This is a genomic window from Meiothermus sp., from assembly GCF_025060375.1.
In the GTDB taxonomy this organism is placed as follows: domain Bacteria; phylum Deinococcota; class Deinococci; order Deinococcales; family Thermaceae; genus Meiothermus.
This window is the reverse complement of sequence record NZ_JANXCG010000038.1, coordinates 1-19,133: the sequence shown is the minus strand read 5'-3', so window position 1 is coordinate 19,133 and position 19,133 is coordinate 1. Positions and strand designations below refer to the sequence as shown.

Genomic DNA, 19,133 nt, shown 5'->3' with positions numbered 1-19,133 from the left:
ACCCGGCTCAGGCCGGGACGGCCCAATCATCGCCAAGGCCGACAATACCCCAAATTCATCGCCTGCCCAGACCACCAAGAACAATCAGCAGCTCAGGCCCCATACTTCTGCAGCTTGCCCGCATGGGCCATCAGCAAAGGCATCAGCTCTACCCCGCGCAGGTGCCCCAGGCTGCCGCGGGCCGCCTCATCCTCTGTAAAACGCTGGGCCGGGTCGTTGCGCAGCCAGGGGGCTCGCAGCAAAAGGGGCACTGGATGCCAAGAGTGGGCCTTGAGGACCGAAGGGGTGGCGTGATCGCCGGTAATGGCGAGCACCTCGGGTTTTAGGGCTAGAAGCTCGGGCAGTAGTCGGTCGAAAGCCTCTATCTTTCGAACCTTCTCCGCAAAGTTGCCATCTTCCCCGGTGGCATCGGTCTTCTTGAAATGCAGGTAGAAAAAGTCAAAGCGGCTCCAGTTCTCCCGGAGGGCCTTCAGCTTACCTTCTGGGGCATCCTCCGCCCCCTCCACGGGGAGAACCTCCATCCCCACCAGGCTGGCCAGCCCCTTGTACATCGGATAGCTGGCGATACAGGCTGGCCTAAGCTGGTACACCTCGGACATCTGGGGAAAGCGGGGCCTGAGGGAAACCCCCCGGAAAAGCGCTCCGTTGATCCTCGGCTCATCGGAGAGCACCGCCCGGATGCGCTCGGTCAGAAGGTTGAGCACCTGGGCGGTGCGCTGGCTGGGGGCATCGCTCGCCCTAGCCTGGGCCAAAAGGGGGGCTACCCCCGTCCTCTGGGGGTCGGTATCGGTAACCTGCTCGCCCAGCCCCTCCCCTCGCAGGACCACCAAAAAGCGGTGCTCGGACTCTGTGTAAAAGCTTACCTGCACGCCCTCTAGCCCTTGAATAGCCGACCGAAGCTTGCTCACCACCCGGGCGTTCTCCTCGTCGCTGGGGCGGCCCGCCCGGCGGTCCACCACCCGACCGGCCTCATCCAAGGTGGCGAAGTTGCCCCGCACCGCCACATCGCCATCCCTAAAGTCGGCCCCTATGCCGATGGCCGAGAGGGCCCCCCGACCCACCCGATAGCGAAAGGGGTCGTAGCCAAAAAGCGCCAGGTGGCCCGGCCCCGAGCCAGGGGCGAGGCCGGGGTACACCGGTGTGAGAAGCCCTAGCGCACCCTCTCTAGCCAGCCCATCCAGGTTGGGGGTGTGGGCCGCGGCCAGTTCAGTAGGGCCGCCGGGTTCCTGGGGTAGCCCGCCCACGCCATCCAGCACGACCAGGAGAATCTTGGAAGGGGTTTTTTGGGCCAGCTCAGCGACAACCTGAAGCATGTCCATGGGCCCTATTCTAAAGGGCGGCCAGGGATACCCTAACCGCATCCTCCAGCCCTGCGGTGGCTACCCCAGGCTGCACAGGACCGCGCCGTAGGCTGTGGCAAGGCCCGCTTTGGGGGGGATGAGGGGCCTGGGCTCCACCTGATAGAAGCGCCAGACCCTCTCCAAAGCGGCGCGGACGGGGGCCAGATCAGTCAGATGACCCACCAGCACAATCCGGGACAGACCTGCAGCTTTTGCTGCATTGAGGGCAATTACAGCGATTACCTGGCCCACCAGGGTAACCAGCCCTGCAGCCAGGTCCTCGGGGCGGGGAGGGGCTTCCCGCACCAGGCGTCCTAGGTTGACTGCGGTGGCATCGGGAGGCAGGTGGCCTATACCACCCCCAATCGCATCCAGAAGGGTGGAGTCCACCCGGCTAGGGTCGCCCCTTTCGGCCAGATAGGCTACCTCCAGGGGGTCGGCGGTACCCAACAGCAGCCGGGAAAGCCCAAGCAGCGTACCCCCGCCCACCGCCGAGCCAGTGAAGTGCTGAGCGCTGTTGCCTCGAGCCGCAACCATGGCGGTTCCGGTCCCAGCGGAGACCACCAAAGCCTCGGAAAACCCGGCCAGGGCCAGGCCTCCACGGCCCACCGCTAGGGCCTCCCCAACCTTCTCCAGCCGCAGCCCCTCGAAGTCGTCGGGCAGGCGGCGGGAAAGGCCGCCCGTACAAGCGACAAGCTCCAGTTGAGCGGGTTGTAACCCTAGAACCTCCAACGCCTGGTGAAGGGCCTCGAGGCTGGCTGGGCCGGTTTGCAGGGTCCTCTCGGCAACAATCCGATGGCCTTCAACCAGAACCACATCGGTGTTGGTCAGCCCAAAGTCCACGCCCAGCCGCAACATCGGCTTCAGGATAACTCAAAAAACCGCCCAGGCAGCCTCATCCCCGATTCCCCCAAACGGCCAGCCCTACCCCCACCAGCAACAACACCCCTCCCCACACCACCTGAACGGAGGGCACCTCGGCAAAAATGAGCAAGGCTAGCAGGCTAGCCCCCACGGGTTCCAAAAGGGTTACCAAGCTCACCAGCACAGGGTGGATTCGGCGCATGGCCCAGTTCAGGCTGGTGTGGCCCAAAAGCTGGGGAAACAACGCCATCAGGGCAATCCAAAGGTAGGTGAGAGGGGGGTAACCCAGGTAGCCTGCCCCCAACAGGGGGGGCAGGGGCAGTAAAAGAAGGGCCGCGGTGGTGTAGGCCACCGCGATGTAGACCCCAATGCCCATTCCCCGCCGTTGGGCCTCGCGGCCTAGAATCAGGTAAACCGCCGCCGCCAGAGCCCCACACAAGGCCAACAAATTGCCCAGCAGAGGGTCTTTGGCCGGGCTGTTGCCCGCATCGGCCAGCCCCACCACCGCCGCTCCTCCCAGGGCTATCCCGATGGCTAGAAGGGTCAGGCGGCTGGGAGGTAGGCCAAGCCACCACCAGGAAAACAAGGCCATCCAGACCGGGGTAGAGGTGACCAACACGGTGCTGGCAGCGATGCTGGTAAGGCCTAAAGAGGTGATCCAGGTAGCGAAGTGGAGGGCGAGAAAGAGACCAGCCCCTAAGGCGTGGGGCCAGGGGTTCCGGTGGGCCTTAAGGGTCCGCAAACCCCACCAAGCTGGAAGCAGGAGCAGGCTAGCAATGCCCATCCGCAGGGCACTCATCACCAGACTGAACCCTAGGCCGCTCTCCCCCGCACTTTGGCTGGCCAGCCGCACAAAGATAGAGCCAAACGAGATGGCCGCTATACCTACCGAAAGCACCGCCACAACCGTGAGGGCCCCTGCTCGCATGCTGCGATTCTAACCAAGCCAAGCACGCACATAAGGGGCCCGTTCCCCCCGTGGGCCTGGTATACTGCCGCTTGTGTCCCAATGGGGAACCCCTTGGGCTGGGACCTAAGGGCTGAGTGTGGAGGTGGAATGGTTCAGATTGCAGTCCCCAAGGAGACCACGCCGGGCGAGCGCCGGGTGGCCCTGACCCCAGAGGTGGTGGGCCGGCTGGTCAAGGAGGGTGTAAGGGTACGCCTGGAAACCGGAGCAGGGGCTGGGGCCTACTTCCCCGACGAGGCCTACCAAAAGGCAGGGGCCGAGGTGGTGGACCGGGAGGGGCTTTTTTCCGGGGCTCAGGTGGTCTTCACCGTGCAACCCCTTCCAACCCCGGAGCTTTCCCGGCTCGAGGCCGGCACCATCGTGGTGGGCCTGATGTACCCACACCGCGACCCAGAACGGGTCAGGGCTATGGCCCATGGCAACCTTACCGCCCTGGCCATGGAGCTCATCCCCCGCATCACCCGGGCCCAGAGCATGGATGTCCTCTCATCCCAGGCCACGGTGGCAGGGTATGTGGCGGCGCTGATCGCCGCCCGCGAGAGCAGCCGCTTCTTCCCCATGCTCACCACCGCGGCAGGCACCATTCGCCCGGCCAAGGTGATGGTGATGGGCGTAGGGGTGGCCGGCCTTCAAGCCATCGCCACAGCCCGCCGCCTGGGGGCCAATGTCTGGGCCTACGACGTGCGCAAAGCCGCCGCCGAGCAGGCCCTTTCCCTGGGGGCTAGGGTGATTGAACTGCCCATCAGCGCCGAGGGCGAGGGAGGCTATGCCCGTGAGCTCACCGAAGAGGAGAGGAAAATCCAGCACGAGGCCCTAGCCAAGGAGGTGGGGGGCATGGACGCGGTGATCACCACCGCCCAGGTACCAGGCCGCAGAGCTCCCGTGCTCATCACCGCCGACATGGTGGGGCGGATGAGCCCTGGCGCGGTGGTGGTGGACCTGGCCGCTGAATCAGGGGGCAACTGCGAGCTAACCCGTCCCGGGGAGACCGTGGAGGTCAACGGGGTCAAGGTCGTGGGGCCTTTGAACCTGCCCAGCGCGCTTTCAGTGCACGCCAGCGAGATGTACGCCAAAAATCTCTACAACCTCTCCAAGCTCCTCATCAAGGAGGGTCGGCTCGAGCCCGACTGGAGCGATGAGATTCTGGCTGGAGCCCTTCTGACCCACCAAGGCCAGATTGCCCACGCGCCCACCCGGGCGCTTCTTGGAGGTTCATGATGGACGCAACCTGGGCTGCGCTCTACATCTTCTTGTTGGCCGCTTTTACTGGGTATGAGGTAATCAGCCGGGTACCGGTCATCCTGCACACCCCCCTGATGTCCGGCTCCAACTTCATCCACGGCATCGTGGTGGTAGGGGCCATGGTGGTGCTGGGTCATGCCGAGACCCCCCTCGAGCAGGCCATCGGCTTTTTCGGCGTGGTCTTGGGGGCAGCCAACGCCGCCGGGGGCTACGCGGTAACCGAGCGCATGCTGGAAATGTTTGAGCGAAAGCCGAAAGGGGGTCAGTAACCAGCAACCGGCGGTGCGTCGGTCTTCGCTGTTTCCAGCCATGGAAAACTTCGTTCAGCTCGTCTACTTCGCCACTGCTTTGCTTTTCATTCTCGGCCTCAAGCGCATGTCCTCCCCCAATACCGCCCGCAGTGGGGTGGTCTGGGCCGGGGTGGCTATGGTAGCGGCCACGGCGGTCACCTTTCTCCTGCCAGACATGCGCAACCAAGGCCTGATGCTTCTCGCCATCGCCATCGGCACGGTCGTAGCCTGGATTGCCGCCAAACGGGTGCAGATGACCGACATGCCCCAGATGGTGGCCATCTACAACGGCATGGGGGGCGGCGCGGCAGGGGCCATCGCGGCGGTAGAGCTTCTGCGGGGGGAGTTCAGCGAGGCTCAAGGGCTCAAGCTGCTGGCCATCCTGGGGGCCCTCATCGGCTCCGTTTCCTTTACAGGGAGCCTGATCGCCTTTGCCAAGCTCCAGGGCCTGATGTCAAGCCGGCCCATCCAGTTTCCCTCCCAGCAGGTGGTCAATGCGGGGGTTGGCATCGCCGCGCTCCTTTTTGCCCTGGTGGTGCTTCTGACCGAGCCTGGGCCCACGGTGCTGCTCTTCTTTCTGTTGGCCCTGGCCTTTGGGGTGCTGATGACCCTGCCCATTGGGGGGGGGGACATGCCAGTGGTCATCTCCCTCTACAACGCTTTCACTGGCCTTGCCGTGGGTTTTGAGGGCTTTGCCATTGGCAATGCGGCCCTGATCGTGGCGGGTACGGTGGTGGGGGCTGCGGGCACCCTGCTCACCTTCCTGATGGCCAAGGCCATGAACCGCAGCCTGTGGAGCGTTTTGGTAGGGGGCTTCGGGGTAGAGCAGGACTCCGGCGAGGTCAAAGGCAGCCTCAAGCCCATCGACCTGGAGGATGCTGCGGTGATGCTGGCCTACGCCTCCAAGGTCATCTTCGTACCCGGATACGGGATGGCGGTGGCCCAGGCCCAACACAAGCTGCGCGAGCTGGCCGACGTGCTCGAGGGCAGGGGGGTAGAGGTTAAGTTCGCCATCCACCCGGTGGCAGGCCGGATGCCCGGCCATATGAACGTCCTCCTGGCAGAAGCGGGGGTAGCCTACGAGAAGCTATTTGACCTGGAGGACATCAACCCCGAGTTCCCCCAGGCCGACGTGGCGGTGGTAATTGGGGCCAACGACGTGGTCAACCCCGCGGCTAGGCGCAAGGGCTCTCCCCTTTACGGCATGCCCATCCTGGAGGTGGACAAGGCCAGAAACGCCATCGTCATCAAACGCGGTCAGGGCAGGGGGTTTGCCGGGGTGGAGAACGAGCTTTTCTACGCTGAGAACACCCGCATGCTCTACGGCGACGCGCAAAGCGTCCTGGGCCAGCTCGTGCAAGCCCTGAAGAAGCTTTAGGTTCGGGGCGGCGGGCCCCCCGCGCGCCTGCTGAAAAGGGCAGTCCTTTACCCTGGCTTTAGGGGGCTCACATCCCAAACCGCACCCGCAGTGGCTAGGATAGAAGGCATGGTTCGCCACGTTCTTCTCGCGCTAACCGGTCTGGCCCTTGTCTCCTTCTCGTGGGGGCAAATCCGCGTTACGGTGGAGGCCCCGCCCCCGCCTGTTCTGGTCATCAGCGCCGAACTGAGGGTTGCCCTGGCACCGGGAGTAGCGGTGGTTGAAAGAGCGACCGAACCCCAGGGGATCCTGGTGGTGTACCGGAGCGACCGCATTGCTGAGGTCTACGAGCACCACCACCGTGACCTAACGAACCGGGGCTGGGTTAGGGTAAAGCACCAGGTAAGCCCAGGGCGCTACAAGTCGGAGTACCGGCGCGGCAACGCCAAGGCTCGGCTCGAGGTGCAGGAGCGCCGGGGTCGCCTGGAGGTACGCGTCAAGGAAGGCTAGACAGACGGCGAATTCCCGGCTAGACTGTCCAATGCTTGGGGCCGTGGCGCAGCTGGGAGCGCGCTTGAATCGCACTCAAGAGGTCGGGGGTTCGAGTCCCCTCGGCTCCACCAGCCCCGGGGAAACCCCCGGGTTTTTCCTTTTTCCCTCCTTCAGCCCCAAAAGCTGTCCAAACAGCGCCATGTAACGGTATACCCAGGCTGACCGCTACACCACCCTTTTAGAGCCTTTTTGTGTAACGAGGAAAACAGTACAAACGTAGCGGTGTACGCTGTGTGGTATACCTACATCCTTGAGTGTAGGAATCTTTAGTAGACATCTACTCCTAGAAACACCACTTCGGCTACCCTAGGGGCACAGGGAGGTCAACCGTGGAAAGCACCCTTACCGCTAGCCGTTCAGCCCCAGGGCCGCTTCTTCGTTCGCCGCAGCAGCCCGTCCGCCTGGTGCTCCACCGCCCCCAGCCCAAGTGCACGGTCAGGGTGGCCTGGGAGGCCTTCCGCATGAGCAAGGCCTGGGGCGAGGCAATGGAACTCTACGGGCTCCAGCAGGGTGCCTGAAAGGGCAAGACGGCGGGGCTCACCCCGCCGTTTTCTTCACCGCTGGCCAATGCTCACGGTTGGTTCGTTGCCCGGCTTCCACTTGATGGTGCAACCGATGGCGTCGGCCTGGGCCACCGGGGGCTCCTTCCCCTGGAGGAGGGCTTCAAGCACAGCCTCCAAGGTATGGTCGGTAACCTCGCTCGGGTTTTTGGGCTGGTCGTTAACCCGCCCGCGGTAGCGCAGGTTACGCTCCGCGTCAAAAACGAACACCTCTGGGGTACGCAGGGCCCTATAGGCCTTGGCCGTAGACTGGCTCTCGTCCAGCAGGTAGGGAAAAGAAACCCCGTGTTCCTGCGCAAAGGCCCGCATACCCTCCGGGGAGTCCTCGGGGTAGCGGGTGTAATCGTTGGGGTTGATGCCCACAAAGGCCGCTTTACCCGCGTACTTCCTCGCAAGCCCCACAATCTCCACAATGGAGCCCTTCACATAGGGGCAGTGGTTGCACATGAAGAGCACCACCAGGAGGGGTTCTCTGAACTCAGAGAGCCTGCGCAAACGCCCCTCCAGGTCGGGCAACTCAGCGTCGATGAGGGGGGTGCCTAAGGGGAGCTGGTCGTACTGAAGCATAGGCCCATGCTAGCGAATCTGCCCCCTTGCGTCCAAGCCCCCTGACCCACCTTCCGCACCCATCCTCAGGTTTCCGAATAAAATCAGGGGGTATGGCGCACGCTGTGGTCATCCTCGCCGCGGGTCTGGGCACCCGGATGAAGTCAAAGCTGCCCAAGGTGCTGCACCCCCTCCTGGGCCGGCCGTTGGTGGGCTACTGCATCGAAACCGCGTTCAAGAGCGGGGCCGAGCGGGTGGTGGTGGTGGTGGGCCATGGGGCCGAACAGGTACGGCAGGCTTTCGCGGACCATCCGGGCCTCACCTTCGTAGAGCAGAGGGAGCAGCTCGGCACCGCCCATGCCCTGGCCCAGGCTGAAAGCGTCCTGGCCGGCTTTCCAGGGCCCATCGTGGTGACCCAGGGGGATACGCCGCTCACCCGGGTGGAGACGCTGAAGGGGCTGGTGGAGGTCTTGAGGCGGGAGAAGGCGGGAATGGCCCTGCTGACCATGCGGCTGGCCGACCCCACCGGCTATGGCCGAATCGTGCGGGATGAAAGGGGGGAAATTCTGCGCAACGTGGAGCAAAAGGACGCCACCCCCGAAGAACAGGCCATTCAGGAGATTAATCCCGGCGTTTACTGCTTTGATAGCACCCTCTGGGAAAGGCTGAAGCAGGTAGACAACCGCAACGCCGCCAACGAGTACTACCTGCCCGATCTAATCCGCATCTACCGAGAAGCCGGACAGAAGGTGGCCTCGGTGGAGTCCAAGGACCCAGAGGAGCTGCTCGGGATCAACTCCCGCGCCCAGCTGGCCCAGGTGGAGAGGGTCTTGCTGGAGCGGCTGAGGGCCCACTGGATGACCCAAGGGGTGCGGATGGTCCTTCCGGAGAGCATCTACCTCGAGCCCAGCGTGGAACTAGCTCCAGACGTAACCCTCTGGCCAGGGGTCATCCTGCGGGGCAGAACCCGGCTGGGCGAGGGGGTGGAGGTGGGGGCCTACGCCGTGCTGAGCGACACCGTGGTGGAGCCCTACGCCAAGGTTCGGTCGCACAGCGTGTGCGAGGGAGCCTATATTGAGAGCGGCGCCGACGCGGGCCCCTTTGCCCGGTTGCGCCCCGGGGCCCACCTGGAGGAAGGGGCCCACGTGGGCAACTTTGTGGAGCTGAAAAACGCCCGCTTGGGGCGCAGAGCCAAAGCCGGCCACCTGGCCTATCTGGGCGACGCCGAAGTGGGGGAGGAATCGAACATTGGCGCAGGGGTCATCACCGCCAACTACGACGGCAAGCGCAAGCACAAAACCACCATCGGCCGGCGGGTCTTTGTGGGCTCCAACAGCGTCTTGATCGCCCCTGTGACCCTGGCTGACGGGGCCTTCGTCGCTGGGGGAAGCGCCATCAACCAAGATGTCCCCGAAGGCGCCTTGGCCATTGCCCGAATGCGCCAGCGCAACATCGAGGGCTACGTCAAGCGCAAGGAGGCGGAAACCACAGCCCAGCAGGGCTAATTCAGGTAGGCTTCAGCCACAAGGAGTAAACTGAGGGGAAAGGGGTTGAAGATGAACCTAGGAATGACCGAGATCCTGATCATCCTGCTCATCGCCCTCCTGCTCTTCGGACCGCGCAAGCTACCGGAGCTGGGGCGCAGCCTGGGGCAAAGCATCCGGGAGTTCCAGCGGGGGGTGAAGAGCGTACGGGAGGAGTTTGAAAAGGCCGCCGAGGTAAAGGAGATCAAGGAGATTAAGGAGGAGCTCAGCAAGCCCGTAGAGGAGCTTAGCAAACCCATCGAGGGTACCAAGAGGTAGGCCATGCGCGAAGCCCCTCTGATGGAGCACCTCGAGGAGCTGCGCAACCGGCTCATCTGGTCTATTGTGGCCTGGGCGGTCATGACCGCGGTGGCCTTCACCTTTCGAGTGCAGATCCTGGCCGCCTTGAAGCGGCCGCTGGACGCCTACAACGCCAGCGCCTCCGTTAAGGCCGAGCTCATCGTGCTCAACATCACCGAGCCCTTTCTCACGGCCTTCAAGGTGGCCGCCTTCGGAGGGCTGGCGCTGGCCCTCCCCTTCATCGTCTACCAAGTCTGGGCTTTCATCGCCCCGGGTCTCTACGACCACGAACGCCGCTTGGCCGTTCCCTTCATCCTTGGCGCAGGCTTCAGCTTTGCCCTGGGTGCGGTTTTCGCCTACTTCGTGCTGCTCCCCTTCGCGGTCCCCTTCCTCCTGGGCTTTCTGGGGGACGTGGTGACCCCCCAGATTTCCATCGGCATGTACATGGGCCAGGTGGTCACCTTCCTGGCCCTAATGGGCATCCTCTTTGAGATGCCGGTGGTCAGCTACCTGCTGGCCAAGCTGGGTCTCCTCACCAGCCGCTTCCTGATCAACAACTGGCGCATTGCGGTGGTGCTGCTGGTCACTCTGGCGGCCATCATCACCCCAACCGTGGACGTGGTCAACCTGAGCCTGGTTTCCATCCCGCTGATGGTGCTCTACGGGGTTTCCATCCTGCTGGTCAAGTGGGCTGAGCGGAAGCAGCCCAAGGAGGCTGAGGCCAGCCCTGCCTAGCTTGTGCCGGCTCCCCTCGGTCTGGTATACCATTGAGCATGGATCAACGCATCCTAGACCTTCGAAAAGAGGTGGACCGCGTCAACCGGGAGCTGCTCCGGCTCCTCTCGGAGCGGGGCAGGCTGGTCAGCGAGATCGGGCGGGTGCAGACCGAGCTGGGGATTCCCCACTACGACCCCAAGCGAGAGGAAGAGATGCTGGCCTACCTCACCCAGGAGAATCCCGGCCCATTCCCTGCTGAAACCATCAAGCGGCTGTTCAAGGAAATCTTCAAGGCCTCGCTCGAGCTGGAGGAACGCCAGGACGAGCGGAAATTCCTCTATTCTCGCAAGGTCAAGCCCGACGACACCAAGGTACGGGTTGGAAATGTGGTTTTTGGAGAGGGGAAGGTGCTGGTGGCAGGCCCCTGCTCCATCGAGTCGGAGGAGCAGATGCTCTCCACCGCGCGCTTCCTAGCCAGCCATGGGGTCAGGGTACTGCGGGGGGGCGCGTACAAACCCCGCACCTCGCCCTACGGCTTCCAGGGGCTGGGGGAGACCGGCCTCAGGCTAGGTCGTCAGGCTGCGGATGCCTTCGGGATGGTCTTCGTCACCGAGGTGATGGACACCCGCGATGTGGAACTGGTGGCCCAGTACGCCGACATCCTCCAGATAGGGACCCGCAATGCCCAGAACTTCGCCCTGCTGCGGGAGGTGGGCCGGGCCAACAAGCCGGTGTTGCTCAAGCGAGGGTTCGCGCAGACCGTGGAGGAGTGGTTCTACAGCGCCGAATACGTCCTCTCTCAGGGCAACGCTGAGGTGATCCTGTGCGAGCGGGGCATCCGCACCTTTGAACGCTGGACCCGCAACACCCTTGACCTATCGGCGGCCGTGTTGGCCAAGCAGCTCAGCCATCTGCCGGTCATCGTGGATGTAACCCATGCCGCAGGCCGCCGCGACCTGCTGGCCCCGCTGGCCCGAGCTGCACTGGCCGCCGGGCTGGACGGGGTGCATGTGGAGGTCCACCCCAACCCCAAGGTAGCCCTCTCCGACAACGAGCAACAGCTCGACTTCGCCCAATTTGAGGGTTTCTTGCGGGCCATAGAGGACCTGTTGCCCAAGGCCACCTCGAGGGCCTAACCTGCCGTAGGCTGGTAGCTGTGGGACTACTGGACAACCTTGTGGGGGCTTTCCTCAAGCTCACCGACCCCACCCCTGATTACACCGGGCCGCGCTGCCTCCTGGAGCGGAATAGCGTAGGGGGGTGCGACAGATGCCAGCAGGCCTGCCCTCACCAGGCCATCCGCCTGGAGAACTTCACGGTGGAGATAGACGAGGTTCGGTGCACGAGCTGTGGCCTTTGCACCTCAGCCTGCCCTGGGCTGGCCTTGGAGTTTCCCTTGGGGTCAATTCAGGAAAAGCTCCACCGGGGCAAAGGGCAGCTCCGCTGCTCCAGGGCACCGGGGGCCGGGGATGAGGTGTACTGCTTGGGCCAGCTCACCCCGGGCCTGCTCGCCGAAGCCAGCGCGCGGTTTGGCCCCCTCACCCTAGCCCACGGCGACTGCGCCAGCTGCAAGATCGGCGGCCCTTCCATTCCCGAGCGGGTGCTGCAAATCGCCGAGGAAGGCCGCCGCTACTTCCCGGGCCTGGAGGTCCGGCTCCAGCAGGAGCCCTTGGCTGGCGCTGAGGTGGGCCGCCGGGAATTCTTCGGGGCGCTCTTTGGCGGGGCCAAGCGCTCTGCCGCCGAGCTGATGCCCAGCCTACCCCTGCTCCCGGAGGAGCCCTACGAGGACAAACGGGCCGAGCGGCCTGCTGAGCTGCGGCTACGCCGGGCAGCGGCAATTCGGGCCCAAAGCGTGCGCTGGCCCCGGATTGCGGTGGGAGAGGGATGCACCCTGTGCCCGGTGTGCAGCAACGTATGCCCCACCAAGGCGGTAGAACGGGAACGCAGCCCCAGCGGCGAAGAGTATGTACTGAAGCTGGACGTGTCGGCCTGCACAGGGTGTGGGGCCTGCGTGGAAAGCTGTCCACCCCAGGTGATTACCCTGGCCGAGGCCGACCGGGCCGAGGTGCTGGGTGGCCCCATTGAGCTCTACCGGGGCGTTCCCCCTTGGTACGACCTATAGCCCTTTGACAGCCGGTGTTCAGAGCCCTAAAATACCCTTGCTGTCCCGCTGGGGCATCGTCTAATGGCAGGACAGCGGTCTTTGGAACCGCCGGTCGTGGTTCGAGTCCACGTGCCCCAGCCAGAAACCCCTGGGCCCACCGGGGGTTTTACTGTGACGTTTGTGCCTCTCGCCTCTGTTGGCTTTGCTAATATCGGGTCATATGTCATCCGCACCGCAGACCGAAAAGATTCTGGTGGTCACCTCGAGCCCGGCCCTGCGGGCTCTGCTGGAACTCTGTTTAGAGGAGCAGGGCTTTCAAGGGGAGTTCTACGAAAGGGCCCAGCAAGCCCTGGAGTTTCTAAAGGCCCAAACTCCGCGGGCCATCGTTCTGGACGACGCGATTGAGATAGACCCTTTCTCCATCGCCTCCCGCCTCAAGATGAGCCGGCGTCTTCGGGAGGTACCGGTGGTGCTGCTCCTCAGCGACAGCGACGAGCGGGCCAAGCTAACCGCGGAGTTCGTCCGGGTAGAGCACGTCCTCTCCAAGCCTCTAGACCGCAAAGCTCTCTCAAACATCCTGCGCGGCCTGCCCCAACGGCAACCTAGCCTGTAGCCGCCCAGGTTACAGCAAGGCCTAACCCCCGGCTGATAGACTGGGGTTCGTGCGAGGTTTGTTCCGAATTCTCAAGGTGGTTCTTGCTGCAGCCCTTCTGGGCGGCCTGGCGGGGACAGCTTATGTTATCTGGCTGCTCACCCGTGACCTCCCCAGCCTCGAGGCCCTGGACAACCTTCGCTTCACCGCCACCTCAACCTTCTACACCCGCGACGGCGTTCCCATTGCCGACCTGGCCTCGGTGGAGGACGGCCGGGCCATTGCGCGGCAGCTTGTACGGCTAAGCGAGGTGTCCCCAGCGGTGGTGGTGGCCGTGGTGGTCTCCGAAGACCAGCGCTTTTTCAGGCACTACGGCGTTGACCCCGTGCGGCTTTTAGGGGGGCTTTACTACACCCTGCGGGGGGACCTGCAAGGGGGCTCCACCATCACCACCCAGGTCGTCAAGAACACCCTGTTGCGCGAGCTGGCGCTGGAAAGGCGGGGCATAAGCGGGCTCGAGCGGAAGCTAAAGGAATTCCCCCTGGCCCTGCAGGTTGAACGCCGCTATTCCAAGGAGGAAATCCTGGAGATGTACCTCAACGTGGTGCCCTGGGGAGGAAATGCGCAGGGCATCTGGGCCGCTGCCCAAGCCTACTTCGGCAAGGAACCCTCCGAGCTCAACCTGGCCGAGGGAGCCTACCTGGCGGTGCTCATTCCCGCGCCCAACACCCGCTACCTGGACTACCCCTCCACCCGCCGCCGGATGCGGGTGCTGCTCAACAACATGGTGGCCGAGGGGTGGATTAGCCCTGAGGAAGCCGAAAACGCCTGGCGCTACAAGCTGGTCCCCAAGGGCTGGGAGGTGAGCTACGACGAGGCCGGAAACCTGAAAAGCGCCGCGCTCAAAGACCCCAGCGCCCGCGTCATCCCGGAACGCAATGTGCGGATGGCCCCCTACTTCGTGTACGAGGTCCAGCGCTACCTGAAGGACAAGATTGGCTCCGATAAGCTCAGGAACCAAGGCGGTCTGCGCGTCATCACCACCCTTGACCTCCGCATGCAAGCAGCCGCGGAGAAGGCGGTTAGCGGCCGGCGCCTTCCCGACCAGGCCCAGCTTGCCCTAGTAGCCCTCGAGCCCAACTCAGGGGAGGTCCTGGCCATGGTAGGCGCCCGTCCGGGCACCGAGGGTGAGTTCAACCGGGCCACGCAGGCCTGGCGCAGCCCCGGCTCGGCCATCAAGCCGTTCACCTACGGCGTGGCCCTGGAAGCGGGGTGGACCCAGGCCACCACCGTACTGGACGCCCCCATCGAGTACCGCACCCCCCAGGGTGTCTGGCGCCCCAAGAACTTCGACGGAACCTACCTCAACCGCCCGGTCAGCATCCGCTACGCCTTCGACCGCTCGCTCAACCTCCCCGCCATTCGCACCGCTGAAGCCATCGGGGTACAGCGTCTGGGCGATAAGCTTCGCGCCGCAGGCTTCCGCTTGACCGGCAATATGGCCGTTCTGGCCAACGCCATCGGCGGGGGAGCGGAGATCACCCCCATAGGGCTGGCTGCAGCCTATGCCAGCTTCGTCAACGGCGGCTACTGGGTAGAACCGCGCCTGGTGTTGCGCGTAGAGGACAGCGAGGGCCGTATTATCTACCAGCCTGAGGGGAAGAAGACCCTGCTCTGGAGCCCTCAGGTAGCCTACCAGATATGGGATATGCTCAAGGGATACGTATACGACGTACCCCCGGGTTTTCGCAACAGCCTGGCGTGGCAGGCCCGCATCCCTGGCCGCGTTGTCGGAGGCAAAACGGGGACCAGCGATCAAGCCATCGACCTGTGGTTTGCCGGGGCTACTCGAGGCCTGGTGGCCGCACTCTGGGTAGGCCGGGACGACCACAAGCCTCAGCGCATGGGTGGAGTGGAGCCCAGCAGCTCGCTGGTCAATCCCCCCATCTGGCGCGACTTCGTAGAGGAAGCCCTTCGCGGCCGGCCTGCGGGCGATTTTCCCCAGCCACCCGGGCTGGTCCAGGCCAGCTTTGACCTGCTCACCGGTAATCCAAGCGCAAGCGGTGTAACCGCTGTCTTCCCAGCCTCTCAAGCTGAACGGCTTCTGAGCGCAAGCCCACAAAGCACCCCCACGGCCGGACCAAGCTCCCCCACCTACACCGCTCGGCCCGGGTCGGCTGTGGCCAGCGGCAGCACCTACCAAACCATTGCCCTAGACCGCGACACCGGCTGCTTAGCCACCCCAGAAACCCCCACCGACCGCCTGGTGTGGCTTCAGGTCTCCGAAAACCAGCTCAGCACCTACCGCTGCCGTTAGCTTTGTTGCAAAGGGGCAAAAAGCTATGCTATACTCCGCGGTGGCGCTTTTTCAGGCCGGTGCCCCCGAGCCGGCCTAGAGAAAGCAGAGAATACCCTGCGGGAGCGATGGTAGGCGCTCTCGGAACATGGAGATGGCTGTGTTCAAGACCTATGTTCCCAAACCTCAAGAACCCGGCTGGGTTCTGATCGACGCAGCGGGCCAGCCCCTCGGCCGGGTGGCTTCGAGGATTGCCGCCCTGCTGCGCGGCAAGCACAAGCCCCACTTCACCCCCAACATGGCCGTGGGCGACTGCGTGGTGGTTATCAACGCCGACAAGGTGGTCCTCAAGGGCTCCAGGCTCCGCACCAAGGTCTACACCCGCTACTCCGGCTACCCAGGCGGCCTCAAGCGCATCCCCGCTTCGGTCATGCTGGCTCAAAAACCCGTCAAGGTGGTGGAACACGCGGTGAAGGGCATGCTGCCTAAAGGCCCCCTAGGGCGGGTGATGTTCCGCCGTCTGAAGGTGTACGCCGGCCCGCAGCACCCCCATGCGGCCCAAAAGCCGGTCAAGATGGAGGTCAAGTGATGGAGCAGTACTATGGCACTGGCCGGCGCAAAACCAGCGTGGCCCGGGTCTTCCTGCGCCCAGGCAACGGCAACATCAAGGTCAACGGTCTTCCCTTCGACGAGTACTTCGGCGGTCTGGTCAAGGCGGTTTCTGCACTAGAGCCTCTGCGCCGGACGGACGCCGCCAACCGCTTTGATGCCTACATCACCGTAAAGGGCGGGGGCAAGTCAGGACAAATTGACGCCATTCAACTTGGCATCGCTCGAGCCCTGGTCAACTACGACAGCGACCTGAGGACCAAGCTGAAACCCGCCGGTCTGCTTACCCGCGACCCCCGCGAGGTTGAGCGGAAAAAGTACGGGAAGCACAAGGCTCGCCGAGCCCCTCAGTACAGCAAGCGCTAACCTCCCTCCTTACCCCAGCCCCGCCCGTGGGCGGGGCTTTTGCTGTTGGGGAAAAATGCGAAGTTGTCATCCCGCGGACCACCCCCGCCCTCTGCTGTGGCCCACCCGACCAGCTTCCATCGACTTTAGTCCGCAGCTAAAGCCAGCTCGGGCTGCTGCAACCCCACCTGGGCCCCTAGGCTTCTCAAGCGGTTTTCCACATCCTCGTAGCCGCGCTCAATGTGGTGCAGACCGGCAATGTGGGTCTCCCCTTCAGCGGCCAAGGCGGCAATAATCAGGCTTCCTCCAGCGCGTATATCCCGGGCCTCTACCGCGGCCCCGCTCAGGGGACGGCCCTGGATGATGAGGGTGCGGTCCTTGAGGGTGATATTGGCACCCATGCGGGCCAGCTCGCCCGCGTGGGTGAAGCGATCCGGGTAGATTCGGTCGGAAACCAGCGAGGTGCCAGGCACTGTGCACAGGTAGGCCGTGGCAGGGGGCTGGAGGTCGGTGACAAAGCCGGGATACTCGCGGGCCTCGAGGTTGAAAGGCTGGGGGTCGGGCACAGCCTCCAGACGAACCCAATCGCGCCCCATGGTGATGCGGTGCCCCGACTGCCTGAGCTTCTCCAAAAGGGCGTCCATATGGAAGGGCTCCACGTGGGTCAGGGTAATGGAGCCCCGGGTGGCTGCTGCAGCCAGGAGGTAGGTGCCGGCCTCTATTCGGTCGGGGATGACCCGGTAGCGCACACCCCTCAAGCGGGGCCTGCCCCTGATGTGGAGGATGCCGCTGCCGATGCCTTCAATCTCCACCCCCATGCGCACCAAGAAACGGCACAGGTCCACTATCTCGGGTTCTTGAGGGGTGTTGACCAGCACCGCCTCACCCCCTAGGGCCGCTGCTAGAAGGGCCTGCTCGGTTCCGCCCAGGGTGGGCAGGTCGTAGACCACCCGGCCCGAAGCCGGCCCAACCCGGCGGGCGGTATAGGCCATCCCCCCCTCGGTGACCTGGGCGACAACCTCAAAACCCAGGGCCCGCAGGGCCTTGATGTGCTGGTCCACCGGCCGCTCCGCAAAGGTGCAGCCCCCCGGAAGGGGCACCGTGCCCTCCCCGGCTCGAGCCGCCAAGGCCCCCAGGAGATTGAAGCTGGCCCGCATTTTGCTCACCAGTTCAAAGGGCGCCTGGGTAGAGCGAATCTCAGGGGTATGAAGGTGAAGGGTGCGGCCCTCCCAGGCATGACGGGTACCCAGGTGGCCCAGGAGTTCCAGCATGACGTCTATATCGCGCAGGCGAGGAACTTCCTCCAGCACCACCGGCTCATCCGTAAGCAGGCTGGCGGCCATCAGCTTGAGGGCAGAGTTTTTCGCTGGAAGGACCCGGAGCTCCCCCCTGAGGGGAACGCCACCACGAACCACAAGGACTCGACCCATAGGGGACCTCGGCTCTTGTCGGGGGGGAAAGTTGTTGCTTGTGTTACACACAATACTCACTATGAGTGTAGTGAGTCATAGCAGTGTTGTCAAGCACAAATGCAACGTGCTAAACTGATACCAGAAACGCACGCAGCGGTTCGCGCCCAGCGAAAATTCGCCATGCCCAAGAAGGAGAAAAAACGCCTACAAGTGGTTATCAGCGATGAGCAAGACGCGCTCCTGACCCGTCTGGCCTACGAGCTTTCCAGCCCCGAGCAGCTCGTATCCAAATCGGAGGTGGTGCGGCTGGCCATCGAAAAGCTGGCGGATGGCCTGGGGGAAGGCCAGGAAAAAGCTCGCCTGAAGGAGCTTCTTAGGAAGCTCGAGGCGGAGGAGTAAGGCCTACCCAGATTGCGTCCAAACCCCCATTCCCGCACCTCATCCCATGCCATTTTAAACCCTATGGCCCGATGGCTCGCGCTTGGACTGCTCGGTCTATCGCTTTTTCTGGTCCTGGGGGGCTGGGCGGCCTACGTCTTCCTGGTGCGGCCAGCCCAAAACCTGGTCAACGAGCTGCGCCAGGTCATCGTTATGGACCAAGGGGTGAAAAACCAAAGTCCCTACCGCCCCCCCGCCGATGACCGCCTTAGCAAGGAGCAGGTGGAGCAGCTGCTTAGGGTTCAGCGGCAGGTCAAGCAGGGGCTAGGGGAGCGCTACCAGCGTATCGCCGCCCGCCTAGACCAACTGGCAAGGCAGCAGGTAGGCCAGTTCACCTTGGACTACCGCACCGCTCTTGACCTGTTCCGAGACTCCAGTGCCCTTATCGTAGAGGCCAAGCGCCTCCAGGTGGAGGCGTTAAACCAAGAAGGGCTGTCGCCGGAGGAGTACGCCTGGATTAAGCGGCAGGTCTACAGCGCCTTAGGCCTTGGCCTACCGCAGCTCGATCCCAGCGAGGTGCTACGCCAGATTGGGGCCGGCGACTTCAACCCCCGCGTAGAGATGGAGCGGCCTCAAGCCTCTTCAGACAACGAAAAGTTGGTGGAGCCCCACCGAGAGGAACTCCTATCCTACTACCCCTTCACCTGGTTTGGCCTTTAGGACTTCTTCCGCCTACGGCGCTTTTTCTTGACCGGAGGCGGCTCAGCCGGAGCCTCTCCTCCCCAAGCGCCAAAGTAGATTCTCTGCACCCTGACCTTTACCGGCTTGACGAAGCCCCGGCGTTCCTCCGGCGGACCCACCACCCGCCGCGGCCGGGCCTTCGCATGAGGCGGTAAACCCTTCGGTTCGGTAGACCCCACCTTCCGGCGGGCCTTTGTCTCCCTCTTGGGCGGCTTCTTGCCCGCGACGGGGGCGCCTGTTCCTACCTCAAGAAAACGCTCGGTCGGCACAAGGTCAATCTGCCGTGCGGCGGGGTCAGCCCCCTCGATTTTCACTTCCATCTCATCTCCTATGCAAATACGGCGTTTGCTCCGCAGGCCCTCCAGGGCCAGCAGGTCCTCATGATAGTGGTACTGGTC

At 63.8% G+C, this 19,133-nt stretch carries 20 protein-coding genes, 2 tRNA genes and 1 pseudogene; 17 read left to right on the top strand and 6 right to left on the bottom strand.

The genetic code is table 11. The features are described 5' to 3' along the window. Positions 1-92 precede the first annotated feature (92 nt). Genes NZ849_RS04610 through NZ849_RS04600 form a run of 3 tightly spaced genes read right to left on the bottom strand, consistent with a single transcriptional unit; the run spans position 93 to position 3,132 of the window. Positions 93-1,319, bottom strand: coding sequence for a 2,3-bisphosphoglycerate-independent phosphoglycerate mutase (locus NZ849_RS04610; RefSeq protein WP_295404718.1), 1,227 nt, complete (start codon positions 1,317-1,319; stop codon positions 93-95). A 60-nt stretch (positions 1,320-1,379) separates the two neighbouring features. After that, positions 1,380-2,198: a Fumble domain-containing protein gene (locus tag NZ849_RS04605; protein WP_295404715.1), complete on the bottom strand. Its 819-nt coding sequence runs from the start codon at positions 2,196-2,198 to the stop codon at positions 1,380-1,382. 37 nt (positions 2,199-2,235) lie between these two features. Further along, positions 2,236-3,132, bottom strand: coding sequence for a DMT family transporter (locus NZ849_RS04600; RefSeq protein WP_295404712.1), 897 nt, complete (start codon positions 3,130-3,132; stop codon positions 2,236-2,238). A gap of 129 nt (positions 3,133-3,261) precedes the next feature. Here NZ849_RS04600 and NZ849_RS04595 point away from each other — a divergent pair, with 129 nt between their 5' ends. From NZ849_RS04595 to NZ849_RS04575, 5 genes are all read left to right on the top strand, one after another. Further along, positions 3,262-4,389, top strand: a complete 1,128-nt coding sequence (locus NZ849_RS04595) for a Re/Si-specific NAD(P)(+) transhydrogenase subunit alpha (protein ID WP_295404709.1) — start codon at positions 3,262-3,264, stop codon at positions 4,387-4,389. Further along, positions 4,389-4,682, top strand: a complete 294-nt coding sequence (locus NZ849_RS04590; RefSeq protein WP_119360146.1) for an NAD(P) transhydrogenase subunit alpha — start codon at positions 4,389-4,391, stop codon at positions 4,680-4,682. Before NZ849_RS04595 ends, NZ849_RS04590 begins: the two co-directional genes overlap by 1 nt. Before the next feature lie 40 nt (positions 4,683-4,722). After that, entirely contained in the window at positions 4,723-6,081 is a 1,359-nt protein-coding gene (locus NZ849_RS04585) for an NAD(P)(+) transhydrogenase (Re/Si-specific) subunit beta (protein ID WP_295404703.1), read from the top strand. A 108-nt stretch (positions 6,082-6,189) separates the two neighbouring features. Then, a complete protein-coding gene (locus tag NZ849_RS04580; RefSeq protein ID WP_295404700.1) occupies positions 6,190-6,570 on the top strand; it encodes a hypothetical protein in 381 nt (126 codons plus the stop codon). A gap of 37 nt (positions 6,571-6,607) precedes the next feature. Then, a tRNA-Ala gene (locus NZ849_RS04575) sits at positions 6,608-6,683 on the top strand. A gap of 483 nt (positions 6,684-7,166) precedes the next feature. Here NZ849_RS04575 and NZ849_RS04570 read toward each other — a convergent pair. Continuing rightward, positions 7,167-7,739: a thioredoxin family protein gene (locus NZ849_RS04570; RefSeq protein ID WP_295404697.1), complete on the bottom strand. Its 573-nt coding sequence runs from the start codon at positions 7,737-7,739 to the stop codon at positions 7,167-7,169. A gap of 92 nt (positions 7,740-7,831) precedes the next feature. Between NZ849_RS04570 and glmU the strand changes: the two genes are divergently transcribed. From glmU to rpsI, 10 genes are all read left to right on the top strand, one after another. Beyond that, positions 7,832-9,223 carry a bifunctional UDP-N-acetylglucosamine diphosphorylase/glucosamine-1-phosphate N-acetyltransferase GlmU gene (gene glmU, locus NZ849_RS04565; RefSeq protein WP_295404694.1) on the top strand — a complete coding sequence of 464 codons (1,392 nt, stop codon included), beginning with the start codon at positions 7,832-7,834 and terminating at the stop codon, positions 9,221-9,223. Between the two features lie 51 nt (positions 9,224-9,274). Beyond that, the gene (locus tag NZ849_RS04560) at positions 9,275-9,520 is read left to right on the top strand and encodes a twin-arginine translocase TatA/TatE family subunit (RefSeq protein WP_295404691.1); all 246 of its coding nucleotides are present in this window, start codon (positions 9,275-9,277) and stop codon (positions 9,518-9,520) included. A 3-nt stretch (positions 9,521-9,523) separates the two neighbouring features. Continuing rightward, on the top strand, positions 9,524-10,276 hold the full coding sequence (gene tatC / locus NZ849_RS04555; RefSeq protein ID WP_295404688.1) for a twin-arginine translocase subunit TatC: 753 nt from the start codon (positions 9,524-9,526) through the stop codon (positions 10,274-10,276). A 38-nt stretch (positions 10,277-10,314) separates the two neighbouring features. After that, positions 10,315-11,394, top strand: coding sequence for a bifunctional 3-deoxy-7-phosphoheptulonate synthase/chorismate mutase (locus tag NZ849_RS04550; protein ID WP_295404685.1), 1,080 nt, complete (start codon positions 10,315-10,317; stop codon positions 11,392-11,394). A 20-nt stretch (positions 11,395-11,414) separates the two neighbouring features. Continuing rightward, positions 11,415-12,380 carry a 4Fe-4S dicluster domain-containing protein gene (locus tag NZ849_RS04545; protein WP_295404684.1) on the top strand — a complete coding sequence of 322 codons (966 nt, stop codon included), beginning with the start codon at positions 11,415-11,417 and terminating at the stop codon, positions 12,378-12,380. 49 nt (positions 12,381-12,429) lie between these two features. Continuing rightward, positions 12,430-12,503, top strand: a tRNA-Gln gene (locus tag NZ849_RS04540). Between the two features lie 79 nt (positions 12,504-12,582). After that, positions 12,583-12,975: a response regulator gene (locus tag NZ849_RS04535; protein ID WP_295404681.1), complete on the top strand. Its 393-nt coding sequence runs from the start codon at positions 12,583-12,585 to the stop codon at positions 12,973-12,975. Positions 12,976-13,024: 49 nt separating this feature from the next. Beyond that, positions 13,025-15,271 carry a transglycosylase domain-containing protein gene (locus NZ849_RS04530; protein WP_295404678.1) on the top strand — a complete coding sequence of 749 codons (2,247 nt, stop codon included), beginning with the start codon at positions 13,025-13,027 and terminating at the stop codon, positions 15,269-15,271. Between the two features lie 127 nt (positions 15,272-15,398). After that, positions 15,399-15,839 (top strand): 50S ribosomal protein L13, encoded by a 441-nt coding sequence (rplM, locus tag NZ849_RS04525; protein WP_295404675.1) that lies wholly within the window; start codon positions 15,399-15,401, stop codon positions 15,837-15,839. Continuing rightward, positions 15,839-16,225, top strand: coding sequence for a 30S ribosomal protein S9 (gene rpsI / locus NZ849_RS04520; RefSeq protein ID WP_295404672.1), 387 nt, complete (start codon positions 15,839-15,841; stop codon positions 16,223-16,225). Before rplM ends, rpsI begins: the two co-directional genes overlap by 1 nt. 125 nt (positions 16,226-16,350) lie before the next feature. Here rpsI and murA read toward each other — a convergent pair whose 3' ends face one another. After that, on the bottom strand, positions 16,351-17,634 hold the full coding sequence (murA, locus tag NZ849_RS04515; protein WP_295404669.1) for a UDP-N-acetylglucosamine 1-carboxyvinyltransferase: 1,284 nt from the start codon (positions 17,632-17,634) through the stop codon (positions 16,351-16,353). 162 nt (positions 17,635-17,796) lie between these two features. Here murA and NZ849_RS04510 point away from each other — a divergent pair, with 162 nt between their 5' ends. Both NZ849_RS04510 and NZ849_RS04505 read left to right on the top strand, forming a co-directional pair. Continuing rightward, positions 17,797-18,015 (top strand): transcriptional regulator, encoded by a 219-nt coding sequence (locus NZ849_RS04510; RefSeq protein ID WP_295404666.1) that lies wholly within the window; start codon positions 17,797-17,799, stop codon positions 18,013-18,015. A 63-nt stretch (positions 18,016-18,078) separates the two neighbouring features. Beyond that, on the top strand, positions 18,079-18,714 hold the full coding sequence (locus NZ849_RS04505) for a hypothetical protein (RefSeq protein ID WP_295404662.1): 636 nt from the start codon (positions 18,079-18,081) through the stop codon (positions 18,712-18,714). On the opposite strand, the pseudogene NZ849_RS04500 reads toward NZ849_RS04505, so the two are convergent. Beyond that, positions 18,711-19,133: pseudogene (locus NZ849_RS04500) on the bottom strand (ribonuclease R); the annotation flags it as partial. The gene NZ849_RS04505 and the pseudogene NZ849_RS04500 sit on opposite strands and share 4 nt — an antisense overlap.